Annotated in this window: 13 protein-coding genes and 2 tRNA genes; 9 read left to right on the top strand and 6 right to left on the bottom strand. The window is 42.1% G+C overall.

Features of this window, described 5'->3' with window-relative positions:
- Positions 1-116 precede the first annotated feature (116 nt).
- Positions 117-1,463 (top strand): LD-carboxypeptidase, encoded by a 1,347-nt coding sequence (locus tag H2245_RS06990; protein WP_182406675.1) that lies wholly within the window; start codon positions 117-119, stop codon positions 1,461-1,463.
- A 170-nt stretch (positions 1,464-1,633) separates the two neighbouring features.
- On the opposite strand, the gene H2245_RS06985 is transcribed toward H2245_RS06990, so the two are convergent.
- Positions 1,634-1,719: transfer RNA gene (locus H2245_RS06985), tRNA-Leu, on the bottom strand.
- A 137-nt stretch (positions 1,720-1,856) separates the two neighbouring features.
- Positions 1,857-1,930, bottom strand: a tRNA-Cys gene (locus H2245_RS06980).
- Between the two features lie 375 nt (positions 1,931-2,305).
- On the opposite strand from H2245_RS06980, the gene folD reads away from it, so the two are divergent.
- Positions 2,306-3,238 carry a bifunctional methylenetetrahydrofolate dehydrogenase/methenyltetrahydrofolate cyclohydrolase FolD gene (gene folD / locus H2245_RS06975; protein ID WP_182406837.1) on the top strand — a complete coding sequence of 311 codons (933 nt, stop codon included), beginning with the start codon at positions 2,306-2,308 and terminating at the stop codon, positions 3,236-3,238.
- A 151-nt stretch (positions 3,239-3,389) separates the two neighbouring features.
- Here the strand turns inward: folD and H2245_RS06970 are convergent, their stop codons facing one another.
- The 4 genes from H2245_RS06970 to H2245_RS06955 form a co-directional block, all read right to left on the bottom strand.
- Positions 3,390-4,877, bottom strand: a complete 1,488-nt coding sequence (locus H2245_RS06970) for a di-heme oxidoredictase family protein (protein WP_182406674.1) — start codon at positions 4,875-4,877, stop codon at positions 3,390-3,392.
- Positions 4,878-5,067: 190 nt separating this feature from the next.
- Positions 5,068-6,732: a chromosome condensation regulator RCC1 gene (locus tag H2245_RS06965; protein ID WP_182406673.1), complete on the bottom strand. Its 1,665-nt coding sequence runs from the start codon at positions 6,730-6,732 to the stop codon at positions 5,068-5,070.
- A gap of 291 nt (positions 6,733-7,023) precedes the next feature.
- A complete protein-coding gene (gene corA / locus H2245_RS06960) occupies positions 7,024-8,235 on the bottom strand; it encodes a magnesium/cobalt transporter CorA (protein WP_182406672.1) in 1,212 nt (403 codons plus the stop codon).
- Positions 8,236-8,305: 70 nt separating this feature from the next.
- Entirely contained in the window at positions 8,306-8,695 is a 390-nt protein-coding gene (locus H2245_RS06955; protein ID WP_182406671.1) for a DUF2237 family protein, read from the bottom strand.
- Between the two features lie 583 nt (positions 8,696-9,278).
- Here H2245_RS06955 and H2245_RS06950 point away from each other — a divergent pair.
- The 7 genes from H2245_RS06950 to H2245_RS06920 all read left to right on the top strand — a co-directional run bounded on the left by H2245_RS06950 (position 9,279) and on the right by H2245_RS06920 (position 17,151).
- On the top strand, positions 9,279-10,547 hold the full coding sequence (locus H2245_RS06950) for an ATP phosphoribosyltransferase regulatory subunit (RefSeq protein ID WP_310734122.1): 1,269 nt from the start codon (positions 9,279-9,281) through the stop codon (positions 10,545-10,547).
- Between the two features lie 120 nt (positions 10,548-10,667).
- Positions 10,668-11,957, top strand: a complete 1,290-nt coding sequence (locus H2245_RS06945) for an adenylosuccinate synthase (protein WP_182406669.1) — start codon at positions 10,668-10,670, stop codon at positions 11,955-11,957.
- Between the two features lie 288 nt (positions 11,958-12,245).
- Complete coding sequence (locus H2245_RS06940) at positions 12,246-12,662, top strand: lysozyme inhibitor LprI family protein (RefSeq protein ID WP_182406668.1); 417 nt, start codon at positions 12,246-12,248, stop codon at positions 12,660-12,662.
- Between the two features lie 295 nt (positions 12,663-12,957).
- On the top strand, positions 12,958-13,389 hold the full coding sequence (gene ndk, locus H2245_RS06935; protein ID WP_182406667.1) for a nucleoside-diphosphate kinase: 432 nt from the start codon (positions 12,958-12,960) through the stop codon (positions 13,387-13,389).
- Positions 13,390-13,966: 577 nt separating this feature from the next.
- Complete coding sequence (rlmN, locus tag H2245_RS06930) at positions 13,967-15,178, top strand: 23S rRNA (adenine(2503)-C(2))-methyltransferase RlmN (protein ID WP_182406836.1); 1,212 nt, start codon at positions 13,967-13,969, stop codon at positions 15,176-15,178.
- A gap of 204 nt (positions 15,179-15,382) precedes the next feature.
- The gene (gene pilW, locus H2245_RS06925; RefSeq protein WP_259365126.1) at positions 15,383-16,270 is read left to right on the top strand and encodes a type IV pilus biogenesis/stability protein PilW; all 888 of its coding nucleotides are present in this window, start codon (positions 15,383-15,385) and stop codon (positions 16,268-16,270) included.
- On the top strand, positions 16,267-17,151 hold the full coding sequence (locus tag H2245_RS06920) for a helix-turn-helix domain-containing protein (RefSeq protein ID WP_182406665.1): 885 nt from the start codon (positions 16,267-16,269) through the stop codon (positions 17,149-17,151). Before pilW ends, H2245_RS06920 begins: the two co-directional genes overlap by 4 nt.
- Positions 17,152-17,203: the final 52 nt, after the last annotated feature.

Genomic DNA, 17,203 nt, shown 5'->3' with positions numbered 1-17,203 from the left:
AGCATGTGAATCGATTTTAGCGTATTACTTTTTTCAAGAAAGACTTTTTAGAATATTGCCTTGAATAAAACCTTTATAACAATAAATATAATAATCTTATAAAACTGGTGAACCCTATGTCTAACAAAAGCTCAGCCCTAAAAATATCATTTACTGATAAAGTGGAATCCGTAAATGATAAAGTGGAAAGCGCTAACGTTAAAAACGTTGACGTTAAAAAAGTAATAGGGCTAAATCGCCGCCAGTTTTTGCGGCATATAGGGTTAGGAGCTAGTGCAGGGTTAGTGGCTACGCAAAGTATAAGCCAGACTTTGGTAGGAGTTGGTAATCCTCAAGCGAATAGTTTTCAAGGCAATGATTTTCAAGACAGCAATGGACTACTTACCAAAGACGATTTGCCATTGGCACAGCTGCACACGCGTTCGTTTTCTGAGCCGTTAGCTGCGCAAGCGAATTGTATGGTACCAAGTATTGAGACGCGACTATTTGCCAGCTCCAATGTGGGCGGCAATAAAGCCCGTAATGAGTTGGGGTTAGCGCGGCTGGCGTGTGCTGGCTTCAAGGTCAGCAATCCTGATATTGTCAGTCGCCAATATTTACGCTTTGCCGGTACGGATGGTCAGCGTGTCAGTGACTTACAGAATATTGCCACAGGTGCTATTGTTGCGCCCAAACTGCTGCTTGGAGTGCGTGGCGGTTATGGAGCGATGCGTCTGCTGTCGATGATTGATTGGCAAACCCTTGGGCGCATTATGAAAGAGCGCGGCACGATATTGGCAGGTTTTAGTGATGTGACTGCGATTCAGTGCGCGCTATTGGCAAAAGGTGGTATGAGTTCGCTTGCAGCACCGATGCTTTATAGCGAGTTTGGTAAAACTATTCCAGATGAAGTCAGCTCTCGGCAGTTTGTAGAAGCGCTCAGCAATCCTAAGCTAACTATTAATATTAACAGTGCTGATTTAACCAGTAAGAAGTTACCGCTTATTTTAGTAACCAATGCCAGTAATACGATAACGGGCACGATTTGGGGAGGTAATTTAAGTGTGGTATCGGCGCTGGCGGGCAGTGATTATTTGCCACGTATTAATGGCGGGATTATATTTTTAGAGGACGTGGGCGAGCAGCCGTATCGTATTGAGCGCATGCTGTATGATTTGTATTTGGCAGGCGGCTTTAAAAATCAACAAGCTATTGTTCTTGGGGCATTCTCAGGTATAGGGGCAGACAGCTATGATGCCCGATATGATGTGGCAACCGTGATTCAGCAACTTCATAAACTGACCGGACTGCCCATTTATAGTGGCATGAGCTTTGGGCATATTGAGCATAAGCAGAGCTTTCCGCTCGGTGCTCGGTGCCAAATTGCGACGAATACAAATGGCGGTTACCAATTAATCTTTGCCGATTATCCGACCATCAATGCAAAACTTATCCATGTTGCAGGGTTATGGCAACAAGCATAAATGACTGCTATTTATGATTAAAGATGCAACGATTTAACTTTTATAATGATGAAATATTCATTTATGTCATCTTTATAAAAGTAGCATGCTAAAAATGGCATAAGATAAAATTAAGACAAAAAAATACCGTTAACAATAAATCGTTAACGGTATTTTCTGTACTACTATAATGGTACCCGGAGCCGGACTTGAACCGGCACGCTATTGCTAGCGAGGGATTTTAAATCCCTTGTGTCTACCATTTCACCACCCGGGCAAAACTTGTATTTATCTAATTTAAAGCTTGCTAATCAGCAATTATCTTCTTAGATAAGTGGTCGCTATTATAAGGGTTTTTATTATTAATGCAAGATAAAATTAATAAAAAATTTCAAATAATTTGACCTAAATAATTGGAGGCTGGAGCCGGAATCGAACCGGCGATCAAGGAGTTGCAGTCCAGTGCATTACCACTTTGCTATCCAGCCAATCAAGGTGGCCTATATTAGCAAGAATAATTTAAAATACAAGCTATTTTTTAAGCAATTACGTGTTTTTTTAAAAAAAATAAATATTCTATATTTTTATCTTAATATTCTGAGCGAAATTGAAGGTGAGTAATGTAGTATATAATGCCGATTAGTTGCTAAGCTTAAGTAGCGCTTATTTTTAATATAATGTGCTTATTGAGTATAGAAGAATTTTGACCCAATAGGGGTTAACGGGTAGGCTTTTGCAAGCAAGATAGGTACAATACCAACCTTAAATTTGCGCTGACACTACTTTTTTATCGCATTATCTATGGAGTTACTATGTCAAAAGCCGAATCGTCATCAGCCTTATCGGGTAATGAGTCACCATCTATGTCAACTGAGACCACAACGTATGAGGGACAGACGTCGTCGCAACATAAGTCAGCGTTAGTGCTTGATGGAAGAGCACTTGCTCAGCAGATAGAGAAAGATTTGCGTGTGCGTGTCGATGTCATTAAAGAAAAGACAGGTCGTACGCCGATTTTGGCGACGATTTTGGTCGGTGGTGATCCGGCATCAGCAACCTACGTGCGTATGAAAGGTAATGCCTGTAAGCGTGTCGGTATGGACTCTATACGTATTGATATGGCGCATGAAACAACGACAGAGCAGCTCAAAGCTAAAATCCAAGAGTTGAATGACAATCAAGATGTGCATGGTATTTTGCTCCAGCATCCTGTGCCGAGTCACATCGATGAGCGTGCTTGCTTTGAGCAAATTGATCTCGAAAAAGATGTGGATGGTGTGACTTGCTTGGGCTTTGGACGTATGAGTATGCGCCAGCCTGCATTTGGTTCTTGTACGCCGCAAGGGGTGATGCATTTACTGCGTCATTATAATATTGAGCTGTCTGGTAAAGAGGCGGTCGTGGTTGGTCGCAGCCCTATCTTGGGAAAACCGATGGCAATGATGCTTTTGAATGCCAACTGTACAGTAACGATGTGTCACTCGCACACTGAAGATTTGGCGGCTTTTGTCAAGCGTGCTGATATTATTGTTGGGGCAGTGGGTATACCTGAGCTGATACGTACTGAATGGATCAAAGAGGGAGCGGTAGTGATTGATGCTGGTTTCCATCCTTCAGAAGGTGGCGGTGTGGGCGATACCCAGCGTCTTGGTATGAAAGAAGTAGCGGGCGCCTATACGCCAGTTCCGGGCGGTGTAGGTCCAATGACCATCAATACTTTAATCCGCCAAACAGTTACTGCAGCTGAAAAATCAGCAGGTATTACGGTTGATATACTTAGCGAAATATGTGGTTAGGACGGTTGATAATTAGTGAATACTCTGACATTTATACCTAATAACGTGACCTCATTTTAAAAATAGTCATCAAAATTACTGCATAAAAAAGGGCTCTAATTGGCAGCCCTTTTTTTGTACTTTAAGATTTTAATTGTTCTAATAATACTATTTAAATACCGCTTAAAAAGCTTAATAAGGTCTCTTTTTGAGCAATAGGTAATTGCTTAAAGCGCATTTTAGTCGCTTCTGCTTCGCCGCCATGCCACAGTATTGCCTCAGTTAAGCTGCTGGCGCGACCATCATGTAAAAAACGCGCTTCAGGATCACGAGCGACAATACCAATGCCCCAAAGTGGTGGGGTGCGCCATTCAAAGCTCTCGGCATTTTTTTCCTTAACCCCATCATCGAGCCCTGTACCCATATCATGGAGCAATAAATCAGTATAAGGATAAATAGTTTGCTGCGATAAAAGTGGGAAGCGCAGACTATCGCCCGTTTTTTGCTTCGGCGTATGACAGCTAGCACAGCCAACTTGAACAAATAAATTTGCGCCTTTATTAAAAGTTTGCAAATCACTGATGCGACGCTCAGGAACTGCCAACGCAGTCATAAAGTCCGTCACCGCATCCAAGCTGCTATCTGTTACTTCAGGGCTACCACCATTGATTGCCGTCCAGCAAATTGGCTGATTCACAGTACAATTAGGCTCCATAAATAAGGACGTCGTTAGACCCATATCTTGCGACATGGCATTGGCGTTTTGAATACGTAAGCTGGCGTTGATGGCTTTCCAACCAAAGCGCCCGATTCGTTGGCTACCATCAACATCTACCCAATGCACTCGACCGCTGACACCGTCTTTGTTACGATTATTTGGGTCAGCCGCAGCTACAATGCTGGCTTCAGGAATCAAATCAATTAATCCCATACCGACCAATTGCGGTGAAATACGTCCGCTCATGACCGTACTACCTAACGGCTGATTATGATCAGTTGGGGTGAAATTAAAACGAACCCCGGCTGGCGCATAGTCACTTGCCGCTGTTGTAACATACTGCACACGCCCTTCAGCCTCAATATTGGCATCAATGCTTTGGTGCTGCATTTGCTCGCCATAATAAGCGTGCGCTTGACCTTGTTTATCGCCAAGCCGAAACAAAATTGCATCACTTAACTCATTATTCTCCCGATAAATAGGTTTGCGCCCTTCTGCGCTATGACACTGCGTACAGGCGTTAGCATTAAGAAGCGGACCGACTCCATCGAATAGCATGCGCCCTTCACCAGCAGGCGTCCAATGGGTGATAAATAGCTCGCGTCCTGGTGATACACCGCCAAGCGCGCTACTGGGCAAATTGGGCATAATTTGTAAAAATGGACGATTAATATCCGCCGATATCGTGGCTGAACCGCCAGAAGGTAGCCAATTAGTATCCGCTTCAGCTTGGCTATTATCGTTATTGCCATTGTTATCGTCATCAGGGATCATCGGAGGTGCCGGGTTGTTAGGTATATCAGATACGTTATTGTCATCTGAGCCACCACAAGCGCTGAGCGCCATTGTCAAGCTCAGTAGGCTGGCGCGTATGACCGGGAATAAGAGGGTAGGCGTTGGACGAATTGCTGCGAAGAGTAACGATTTTACGGGTAAAAACATGGGGCTACCTAAAAAAATTGGTTTAAAACAGTTTTTAAAAATACTGACTGATACATGTAAAACAAGAGCTATCAATAACCATGATATAAAGCAAAAAGGGCGATATATGACGTGTCCCCTTTCTGTAGCTTATTTCTATAAATTGCTTTGAATCGCTTTTCTGTGGTTTGAGATATAAATATTCTGTATTTTATAATTGATTCGGCAAAATGGTCGGAATTGGATTGTTATACATCCAAATATGGGTGGTGTCTTTATTACCTAATGAACCCTCAAAGCTCCAGCCCCAAGTAAATAAGCTGCCGTTTTTATTGCTCTCACTCCCTTTTTCATGCGCAATCAGATGCATAATGCCCATTGCCATTGTGTCGATATTGGTTAAGCTAGGCAGGGTGTCTGTTGGTTCATTCAAATTGTTATAAACGGTTTTACCTGTACCGTCAGTCTCTCCAAACATTCCCCACGGATAGACCGTTCCATTATCTAGCAAGACATAGCTGGCATTGCCATTAGCATAGACATGACGTACGGCTTTATCAGTGAACCATGGTAGTTTGGTAGGTGTCGTAATCACGCTACCCCAAGCCTTTTCCGTATTTTTATAACCAATACCGTTATAGCCAATTTGGCTGTTGCCATTGAGTCCCCAAGCATAGACGCTGTCTTTATTGGTCAGAGCCAAGACGTGATCTTTACCAGCGGCAAGCTGCATAACTTGTTCAACATTGATAGGGTTTTTTGACTGTTTATCGGTTGCTGTATTTGGGCTGTCGTTATTGACAGTAGTAGCAGGGATGACATTAATAAGAACAGGTACAGCATTAAAGTTGTTACAATTATTGACCTTATTACAGGCTTGACCGCGCCCAAGATTGGCATAGGCATCGCTGCCCCAACCCCACACTTGCCCTTTATCATCAAGCGCATACGAGCTATTGGCACTGGCGACTACTTGAACAATACGACCAATGCCTTGTGCCGCTGAAAAGTCAACCTTGACCGGAGTGCTATTATTAGCAGTCGTCAGATTGGCGTTGCCCAATTGACCTTGCCCATTCGCGCCAAATGCCCAAATACTACCGTTTGTGGTCAGTACCAGATTATGACTATATCCTGCTGCTAGCATAACGGCATGGTCGATACCAGCAATGGCACTGATGTCTAAGCGGCAGTCGTTTTTACTATTGGTACAATCATTATGACCACTGTCACCGCGCCCTAATTGACCAGATTTGTCTTCACCCCAGCTATAGACACGTCCATCTTGCGCAATAGCTAACGAATGGTTTTGATTAAAATCAATAGCAACTAAATTACGAGGTGCACTATGCATCAGCATAGGCGTGTCAGGATGCCCGATAGTATCTGCAATTTTGGAGGTCATCCCCAGACCCGTTTGCCCAAAGTTATTACCGCCAAAGCCATATAATTTGCCATCTTGTAGCGCGCCCGTATGAGAGTTACCAGCGGCAACAATATTGCCAACATACAGCGTTTTGGTAATGCGCATAATATTGCCCGCATTATCCGTTGCTGTTAACGTGACCACGTTACTGCCTGCTGCTAATAAAATACTATCGTGAAAACCACCGTCTTTATCAAGGTTTAGCGGCTGCGCAGGCGTTTGGTTCAGCTGATAAGTGATCGACTGTATACCGCCATTGTCTTGTACCGTCCCTGATAAAAATAAGGCGGCTACCGCACTATAACCGTCGGCAAAGTTGCTGTCAGTTGTCACCAACGGTGGCGTTACATCGTGAACCGTCGTATTCGAGTCAGCATCATTGCCACAGGCAGACAGCATCAAAGCTGAACTGATAAAAATTAATGCTTGAGACAGACGGGATAAACGCATAAAAACCTCAACAAATAAGCATCATGGAGCATAAATTGCCCATACCATACTTAAAAGCTGCGAATACTATTACAAATAAGACTTGTTATCAATAATATAAATAAAAAATAGCGAAACGATTGGGTCACAAAAACCTTTTCGTTTCGCTATTCACGTATAAAAACATGCTGTTTAAAAGTAGATCTAAATGATATAAAAATTGCCTAATATTATATATTAAAGCCTCTTCATATTAAGATAACTGAAGATAGAGCTATGTTAATAAAGCCATCTTAAATCAAATTAATAACCTTATAACCAGCCCAATCTTTTAAAGTTATAGTATAGATAACTACATAATGAGCCGATAAATAACATAATAATTAAGTACGAATATTTCCAGTGTAATTCGGGCATAAAGTCAAAGTTCATCCCATAAATACCAGCAATGGCAGTCGGCACAGCTAAAATACCTGCCCATGCGGCAAGCTTACGCACTACCTCATTCTGTCCCATATTAACCATGGCTAGATAAGTATTCATCACCACGCTTAGCATCTCATTTAACCCATTTATTGCATCAAGTGAATGTAATAGATGGTCATTCACATCACGAAAATAAGGCTTTGCTGCTTGCGAAAAAGAGGAGACCAAGTCACTTTTTTTATGATTGATAAAAAAGCTACAGATGTCTTGCACAGGCAAAATAACTGCGCGCATGTGCACCAATTGCGACTTTAGCTCATACAAATTTTTGAGCGTTTCTTTATTAAATTCATAAGTGAAAATATTGCGTTCTTGTTCGCGCAAGTAGCTGCCCAAGCGATCTGTCACCGGCATATAGTTATCAACAATAAAGTCTAAAATCGCATGCAGAACAAAAATAGGGCCCATACGTAGCTTTTCAGGGCGACGATTGCAATGGTCTCGTACTGGCGTATAAGGATTTGACGGACCAGTACGAATAGTAATCAGATAGTTTTTACCCATAAATATCGCTGTTGTGCCGTAGCGGATTACATTATCTTCAAGCTTGGCAGTACGTATAACCACAAATATCGTATCGTTGTCATAGTTCTCAACCTTAGCACGTTGATGATCGGCAAACGCATCTTCAATCGCCAGCTCATGCAAATCAAAAGCATTTTGTACTTTAGCAATGGTTTTTAAACTGGGCTCGTATAAACCTAACCATATGAACTGTCCAGTATTAGTCAACGCCTTATTAACATCGCTGAGCGGCAGCTGATCCAGTTGTTCACCTGTTTTACGTGAATAGGCATAGCAATTGACGACCTCATCCGCGTTAGAGATATCGATATCTTCATAACGCTCAGAGTCTGGATCGTATACCGTCATGGTTTCCAGTCTATCTTCGAACGTGGCATCCGTATCGCCATAGATGTAGCTGTCATAATCGAGATAAGAGCGGTTGTCCTCCATATCTGAATATGTATGATCAAGATTGGTTTCAGGCGTGATACGAGTCGTTACTTTTAGTGGCTGTAAATCATCGCGGCTCATTCACCCCTCCTTAATAAAAAATATAAATAATAAAAATTAGCCTAAGCAATTATAACAATTCTGCTAGCGGTTATATTGCATAACGCTTTAAGGTATCCATATCAACCAATGTTAATAAACTTTCATGACAAGCGGTCAGCTTAATCGGTGGTGCAACCTCATAGTCTAACGCTTCAACCCAACGCAAAGCACAAATGCACCAAAAATCGCCCGGTTTTAAACCCGGAAAATTATATTCGGGAAGGGGCGTGATTAAGTCATTACCACGGCTTGACGAAAAGTTTAAAAATTCACTGGTCATTTTTACACAAACGGTGTGTTGACCAACATCGTGATTGCCCGTATGACAAAACCCATTACGATAATAACCGGTGATGGGGTCAAAACAGCAACTGGCAAGCTCGCCGCCTAATACGTTAATGCCATTAATAGCAGGATTTGGGTGGTAATCAGATGACATAAGGTCTCCGAGAGGACTAATAAAAGAGTGATATAAGGTATGACTGGCTATGTCAGAATAATGGTCAGGAGGATAGTTAGAACAATAGCCATCAGCCGATAAAAAGTGCGGCTAGTGTAACATGACTATAACGTAAAGATATCATTCAAATCGCGCGCGGAATACGAGTTGAGCGATAGGTTCTATAAGGTATAACTTCATTATAGTAGGTAATCTAAATTCCAAAATAGAGGTTCTCTATTATAAAAACTCTTTGTTTGTATTCACTTATTAAATAACAATTAATCATAGTACGAGTAAATATTAGCGCGAATTGTGACTAGGCGAGACTTAGCGTTTATGCTAAACTTAAGCGTAAAGCGCCTTAAATATTTAGCATGTTAATGGCTTCGTTTTACCTGCTTTACCAATATTTATTATTCACTCATCTGAGATTACCTAGTTTTTTTATAATAATTGGGCTGATGAAGTTGTGCGTTAAAAATACAAAGTGGCTGTCATAAATACCAAATTAATGATAACCCACCCTTATAATTATAATGCCGCGTTTTTTGGTAAGCGCTATGCTAAACAAGGATTCATTGTGTCTGTCAGTTCTGATTCTACTAACCTCGTCTCATCAAGCGCGCCTAATCAAGTAGTCGCTAACAGTCTTCCTTATCTAAGTGACGTTGCCAGCGATGTGGCGAACAGTTGGCTATTGCCTGATGGCGTGGCAGATGTACTTTTTGAAGAGGCACAAAAACAAGAAGTCTTGCGTCACGAGCTGACTCAACAGCTGATTACCTATGGCTATCAGCTGGTTTGCCCGCCGATGATCGAGTTTACCGAATCGTTATTGAGCGAGGCATCAGAGGATCTAAAACGTCAAACTTTTAAGATTATTGATCAGCTTTCTGGTCGCTTGATGGGTGTGCGTGCAGATATTACGCCGCAGATTTTACGCATCGATGCGCATCAAGGAGGCGAGGGTATCGCGCGCTATTGTTATGCTGGGCACGTGGTTCATACCTTGCCATCAGGATTGTTTGGCTCGCGTATTCCACTACAGCTGGGTGCAGAGATTTTTGGTTGTGCATCATTGACGGCGGATATTGAGCTGATTGATATACTCTTTACCTTAATTAATAGCTTGAACATGGATGCTGCTCTACACGTTGATTTAGGACACGTGGCGATATTTAAACGCTTAGCGGTATTGGCGCAAATGCTTGATAGTGACACTGAGCACTTGATGCATCTTTATGCCAACAAAAACTTGCCAGAGCTAAAGCGCGTTTGTCAGTCTCTGCCGATGGGTGATGACTTTTATGCCTTAGCGCGTTTCGGGCATGATATAACGCATCTGTTATCTAAGTTATCAGATACCGCGCAGCAGGATACGCAAATTGCAGAAGCAATCGATGAGTTGCAGCGCTTGACTCACCATTTGCAAGATCATTGGCAGTGTCAAGTGAGTATTGATATCACGGAATTGTCAGGGTATCACTATCATACCGGTATTGTTTTTAATGGTTATATAAATAGTGAAACGCAGCCTTTGGTACGCGGTGGACGTTTTGATGGCTTACAAAGTCATACCCAGCAGCCACGTGCAGCAACCGGTTTTAGTATGGATGTCAGTCGTTTATTGGCACATACGCAACTTGAGGCGCCAACGGTGGTTATCGTTGATTATGCTGCTTTGAATAATGCTGATGAGACCCAGTTAAATGCGCTAGAGCAACAGTTGGTCAGTCTGCGTGAGCAAGGGTATCGCGTAACCATGCCGTTAGATGCGCAAGATTGTCCTAAAAACAGCACTCATCGTTTAAGTTTAATTGACAGTCAATGGCAGTTATTAGCCGTTTGATAAGTTAACTGCATAAGTTTTAAATGAATATTTTCAAGAAATTTTTACGTTACAGCCCACTAGGGTTATTGTTAAAATCGTTATCGTACACACCTCAATACATCATTGTAAGGATTGATCATGGGTAAGAATGTCGTAGTTTTAGGTAGCCAATGGGGCGACGAAGGTAAAGGTAAAATCGTCGACTTGCTTACCGAAAAAGCCTCAGCGGTTGCACGCTTTCAAGGCGGACATAACGCGGGTCACACATTGGTTGTCGATGGCAAAACCACCATCTTACATTTAATCCCATCTGGTATTTTGCGTGAAGGCGTGACTTGCTTTATCGGTAATGGGGTTGTACTAGCGCCTGATGCCTTACTAAAAGAGATGAAAGGCTTAGAAGATAACGGTGTACCTGTTCGCGAGCGCCTACGTATCTCGCCAAACTGTCCACTTATCATGCCGTATCATGTGGCTCTCGACCAAGCGCGTGAAGCCAAACGCGGTAGCGGTAAAATCGGTACGACAGGTCGTGGTATCGGTCCTGCGTATGAAGATAAAGTAGCGCGCCGTGCCATTAAGCTTGCGGACTTGTTCCGTGAAGATTTAGAAGAAAAATTGCGTAACTTGATTGAATATCATAACTTTCAACTGACGCAGTATTATAAAGTTGAAGCGATTGATTTTGATGAGACACTTAAGCTTTGTAAAGAATGGAAAGAAGCCATCAAAGGAATGGTTACTGACGTCACTGAAGAGCTTGATCAACTGCGTCGTGCTGGTAAAAATCTAATGTTTGAAGGTGCTCAAGGCACGTTACTTGATATCGACCATGGTACGTATCCGTTTGTGACTAGCTCAAGCGTTACGGCGGGCGGCGTATCAACTGGTACAGGTATTGGTCCATTATACTTAGACTACGTATTGGGTATTACTAAAGCCTATACTACGCGCGTAGGCAGTGGTCCATTCCCAACTGAATTATTCGATGATGTGGGTGCACATTTAGCCAAAGTTGGTCATGAATTTGGGGCAACGACTGGTCGTGCGCGTCGCTGTGGTTGGTTTGATGCCGCCGGTTTACGCCGTGTTGTGGTATTAAACTCACTAACGGGTATTTGCTTAACCAAACTTGACGTATTAGATGGTCTAGAAGAGCTACTTATCGGCGTTGGCTATGAGTTGCCAGAAACTGAATGTGCTGGTGCGCATGATGCTGAATTCTATGAGTCAGTTACGCCAATCTACGAGACGCTACAAGGCTGGAGCGAATCTACGGTTGGTATCACTAACTATGATGACTTGCCTGAAAATGCTAAAATTTATATCAAGCGTATCGAAGCATTAATTGATTGCCCAATTGATATCATCTCAACCGGTCCTGACCGCGAAGAGACCATCGTACTACGTGATCCGTATGATGCTTAACTAGTAATAAAGTTAAGTGGCAAAAAAGATACTTAATAATAACCTCTATTGTTTAAATGCAATGGAGGTTTTTTTACAGCATTTTTTTAAACAATCATAAAAAAATGCTACTTCTTAATTACATAAAGTTAGTATAACCCCTTTTAAAAAGGGGTAGGCTTATAGCAATAAGGTGTAGTGAAATTACTATTTTTATTCAATAGCATTTAACAATTGAAGAGGTAACATTGTAAAAATAATATAGTAAAAAGGATTTTGCTAACCGTTAAATAACAAGAGGGATCTATTATGAAAATGAACAGCGTTAATCGTACTATTAGTAAAACGTCTCTAACGATTTTGGCGTCAGCAGCTTTTATGTTTCCTATGCTCTCTTGGGGCGCACAGAATTGTGATAAACCGATCAATGACTTTGACGGATTGTACTGTTTAACCAAGGTATATTTGGAAGCCGATAAAGAGCTGAATAACTCTTATACTAAGCTAAATAAAGTCTTAAATAGTACACAAAAATCTAAACTTAAACGTGGGCAATTGGCTTGGATACGTGACCGCGATGAGCGTTGTAGCTATCATAATGACGAAGGTTTCTTTGTAAATATGAACTGTGCTACTCGTACGACTACCAGTCGCGTTAATTTCTTAAATGATCGAATACGTGAATGTAGCGCTGGCAGCTGCCGCGACAGCCGTCTAGGAGAGTAATTACTCAATCGTAAGCATGAAAAAGCCATTGAGATATGACTGATATTGCCTTTATATAGCTAAGCTTTAAAATTATCCATTTCAAAAGATGGTAATTTCAAAGCTTTTTAAACCTTCCTTTTCTGAGCAGTTAGCGTAATTGCCCCTATCATTTATAGCCTTAATCATTATAATAGACAACAATCACATATTTGGTAGGCTAGAAACTATTTTAGTAAGTGCTATTTTGCCAAGTACTGTGGTCAATTATAATATAAACTTACCCTTTTCACTGTTACCTCATTAGGAGCTTCTCATGGCTATCGAACGCACGCTATCTATCATCAAACCTGACGCCGTTGGTGGCAACCATATCGGTGCTATTTATGACCGTTTTGAACAAGCCGGTCTAAAAATCGTTGCCGCTAAAATGCAACAACTTGATGACGAAAAAGCTGGCGGTTTTTACGCTGAACATGCTGAGCGTCCATTTTATAATGATCTAGTATCATTCATGACTTCAGGTCCAGTATTGGTATCTGTGTTAGAAGGCGAAAATGCTATCGCTAAGCATCGCGATATCATGGGCGCAACCAACCCTAAAGAAGCCGCTGAAGGTACTATTCGTGCCGATTTCGCCAGCAGCATCGATGAAAATGCAGTTCACGGTTCAGATTCAGCAGAATCAGCGCAACGTGAAATCAGCTACTTCTTCAGTGATGACGAAGTTTGTGCTCGTACGCGCTAATCGCATTTACACTAAGAACACGCATGATAAATGTAAATAGTCGTGTTAAAAATGATTGATCGTTCACTATCAATCCTATGAAATATTTATCCAGCGTGTCGCTAAACGGCTTATATCCACTAGGGTATAAGCCGTTTATCTTCTTGTTATTCGATTATTATTTATAATGTTTGTTTAATAAAAAATACTTTAATCAGCTGTCAGTCATTGAAAATATCAGCTCTCTGCCTCATGATAAATGCTTCACGTCACCCTATTTTTATCAGTAACCTATTATTATTAATATGAAATACTGATAAGCTTGTTAGCATTTTCAACGTTATCAATCCTTTATTAGCATACCGTTTGTCTCAAAGTGTTTTACGTTAGTATGCTTGGTACGATAAAAGCGCTTAACGCGAATACTATTATCGTCAGTACGCTGATAAAGAATTGCTAATTTTTATTTTAGTGCATCTTTTATGTGATGCAAACCAGTAAGACCAATAGGTAACCGATTATGTCAACTGTAGCTCCAACTTCTGCCACGCCCACTGCGCCTTCTTCTAATTCAATATCTGAATCAGCGCCTCAGCCAATGCCTAAACCAGTACGCCGCCACAATCCCATTCAGCTGGTAGATGAGGCGCAGGCGAAAACCAATTTGTTGGGCATGACGCCAGCTCAGCTTGGTGATTATTTCAAAAGTATTGGCGAAAAGCCATTTCGAGCCACACAAGTTATCAAATGGATTTATCAGCAAGGCGTGACTGATTTTGAAGAAATGACCAATTTAAGCAAGGGTCTACGTGACAAATTGTCCACTCATGCTTGTGTCATTCCGCCAAAAGTCATTCATCGTCAATATAGCGATGATGGCACGCGTAAATGGATATTTGAAGTCACCGGTGGCTCATTGGTTGAGACTGTGTTAATCCCTGCTGATGATGGTAAGGTCAATGGTCGCAAAACCTTATGTATCTCTTCGCAAGTGGGCTGCGCTTTAGACTGTAGCTTTTGTAGTACCGGCAAACAGGGCTTTGAGCGCGATTTGACCGCCGCTGAGATTTTAGGGCAGTTGTGGGTAGCCAATGCCTCATATATGACGGATGCTGAGGACAGTCTAGAGCATACGGATCACAGCGTATGGGAAAATAATGTCACCAATGTGGTGATGATGGGCATGGGTGAGCCGCTGTTGAATTATCGCCCTGTTGTTAGTGCGATGGAGCTGATGCTGAGCGACCATGCATATGGGCTGTCAAAACGTCGCGTGACCTTATCAACCTCCGGTGTTGTTCCTAAAATGTATGACTTGGCAAAAGAAATTGACGTGGCATTGGCGATATCGCTGCATGCGCCCAATGATGAATTGCGGAATGAGCTGGTGCCTATTAATAAGAAATACCCCTTACATGAGCTGATTGCGGCAGCTAAAAATTATGTCCATGACGTTAATCCGCGCCATAAAAAGCATGTGACCATTGAATATGTGATGCTTGATGGGGTCAATGATAAGGATGAGCATGCTCATCAAATGGTCGCTTTACTAGAAGGTCTACCAAGCAAAATCAACCTTATCCCATTTAATCCTTTCCCGCATGCCGGCTATGATAAATCCAGTAACAACCGCATTCATGCTTTTAGCAATATCTTAAGTGAAGCTGGATTTGTTTGTACCATTCGTCAAACGCGTGGCGATGATATTGATGCGGCGTGTGGTCAATTGGTTGGGCAGGTGGCTGATAGAACGCGCCGCTCAGCCGCTTGGCAACAAAGTATTAAAAATCGTGAAGCTGCGGAAAAATAAATAAACATAAGATAAATAGGGACAAATATGGGAGTTTGAACCGTTTATCTCGGCTTCAACTGTCGTAATGGTAATAGATATGTAGCAAAGGTAACTAAATTTTACTTATGGCTGCGAAATCTATTAAACTGTGGGCTCATTGAAACCCTTTATACGTGCTGATACGTACTAATATGGACTCACAGTGTTAAGATGGCGGCTATTATGAGCTCTACATTTTCTGTTCTACGCGGGGGGCAATTTTTGCCTAATAGCAAAAGTATTGTAACGTTGATGGCATTAATGACAATGCTATTAACGGGGTGTCAGACGGTTCCAGCCAATGACTTATTAGGCAGTGCCGGTTATCAGACCACGGCGCAGTCAAAGGGCAAGCGACAGGTTGACAAGCAGGAAGTAGCACGCGTTCGCACCTCACTTGCCGCGCAATATATTCGTAAAAATGAACTTGATGCTGCACAGCAGCAACTTGAAAAAGCTTTTGCAGCGGATAGCCGATATGCGCCCGCCTATGATATGATGGGCGTGCTGTTGCAGCAAGAAGGTAGCCCAATAAATCTAGAAAAAGCCGATCAGTATTTTAAAAAAGCCATTGCTTTGGATAAAGATTTTGAGCAGGCGCGTAATAATTATGGCGTGTATTTATCGCAGATGAAACGCTATAGCGAAGCAGCAGCACAGTTTGAGATTGCTGGTGCTGCACTGGGTTATGATGGTCGTATTGGGGCACTGGAAAATCTTGGTCGTACGTATTTGCAATTAAATGACCGCCCAGCCGCTGCAAAAGCTTTTTTACGGGCATTAGAAGGCAATCGTAATAGTATTATTGCTCATATTGAGTTGGTGGATTTATTGCTTGAACAGCAGCGCATTACCCAAGCAAAAATGCTTTATGAAGAAACATTGGTATTGGTGCAAGGTCAGGGGATAAGTCCGCGCTTGTTATTACAAGGTATTAAACTTGCCGCTGCTCAAAAAGACATCACCACGCGTCAGCAGTTAGCGCAGCAGTTGCTATCGGCTTACCCCTTAAGCGCAGAAGCAAAACAGCTTAAAGTGTGGCTGAATAATCCAAAGGCTACTTGGCAATGAGTGATTTACCAGCAACCAATAAGTCTAAAAATAAGGCGAAGCGCATAGTGGGTCAGGAGAATACTGCTAAAAAAGATGAGTCTCAAAACGAGGTGCAACCTTCATTTGGTGCAATGTTACAGCAGGCACGCTTGAATCAGCAGCTTCGGTTAGAGGATATATCCGCTGAGCTTTTTATTTTGCAGCGTCATTTGCAAGCATTAGAAGAAGAGCAGTTTGATGCGTTGCCACAAGTAGCATTTGCGCGTGGTTTTGCAATTAATTATGCAAAATTTTTGGGCTTGGATTCAGCACAAGTGGCAAAACTTTTTGATGCTGCTTATCCTAAAGCACTTATGCAGCAATCAGTTGCCAAGGTTGCCACCCCTTTACAAACTATGGGTACCCTGCCGCCTAATAGTGATAATCGCGTGCGCTTGAATCCATTATTAATTATCGCGGTTGCTGCTTTGGTTATTTTGGTAATTTTTTTATCGCGTATGGTAAGTAATGCTCGCCAAGAGCCAGAAGCAGTGCGTCCACTGGCTGAGGATTTGACTGCACAAGCGCAAGAACAAGGGGCAGCCGTGAGTATGGATGCTAATGGGCTAAGCACATCTGATCCGATAGTTGGCAATACTGTGGGCAGTACAGCATTAGAGATTATACTGACCGATACTACGACGGTTAATATTACCGATGCGACAGGAAGCAACTTAATAACGGGCAGCCAAACGCGTGGCAACTATAAGCTTATTGGTACGCCGCCATTTAAGGTTGATATTGATAATATCGATAACGTCAGCTTGTTACTTAATCAAGAGCCAGTGTCATTGCTTGATTATGCGACTGGAAGTGAAGTTGGCGCTGAAAAGCAAGTCAGGTTTGAGCTGACGCTTTAATTTATAGAAGTTTGTACTTTTACTTAAAAATATTGTTATACCATTAACGAGT

It is taken from the genome of Psychrobacter sp. GP33 (assembly GCF_014119005.1).
Classification (GTDB): Bacteria; Pseudomonadota; Gammaproteobacteria; order Pseudomonadales; family Moraxellaceae; genus Psychrobacter.
The sequence above is the reverse complement of the archived record's forward strand: the minus strand, read 5'-3'. Positions and strand labels throughout refer to the sequence as shown.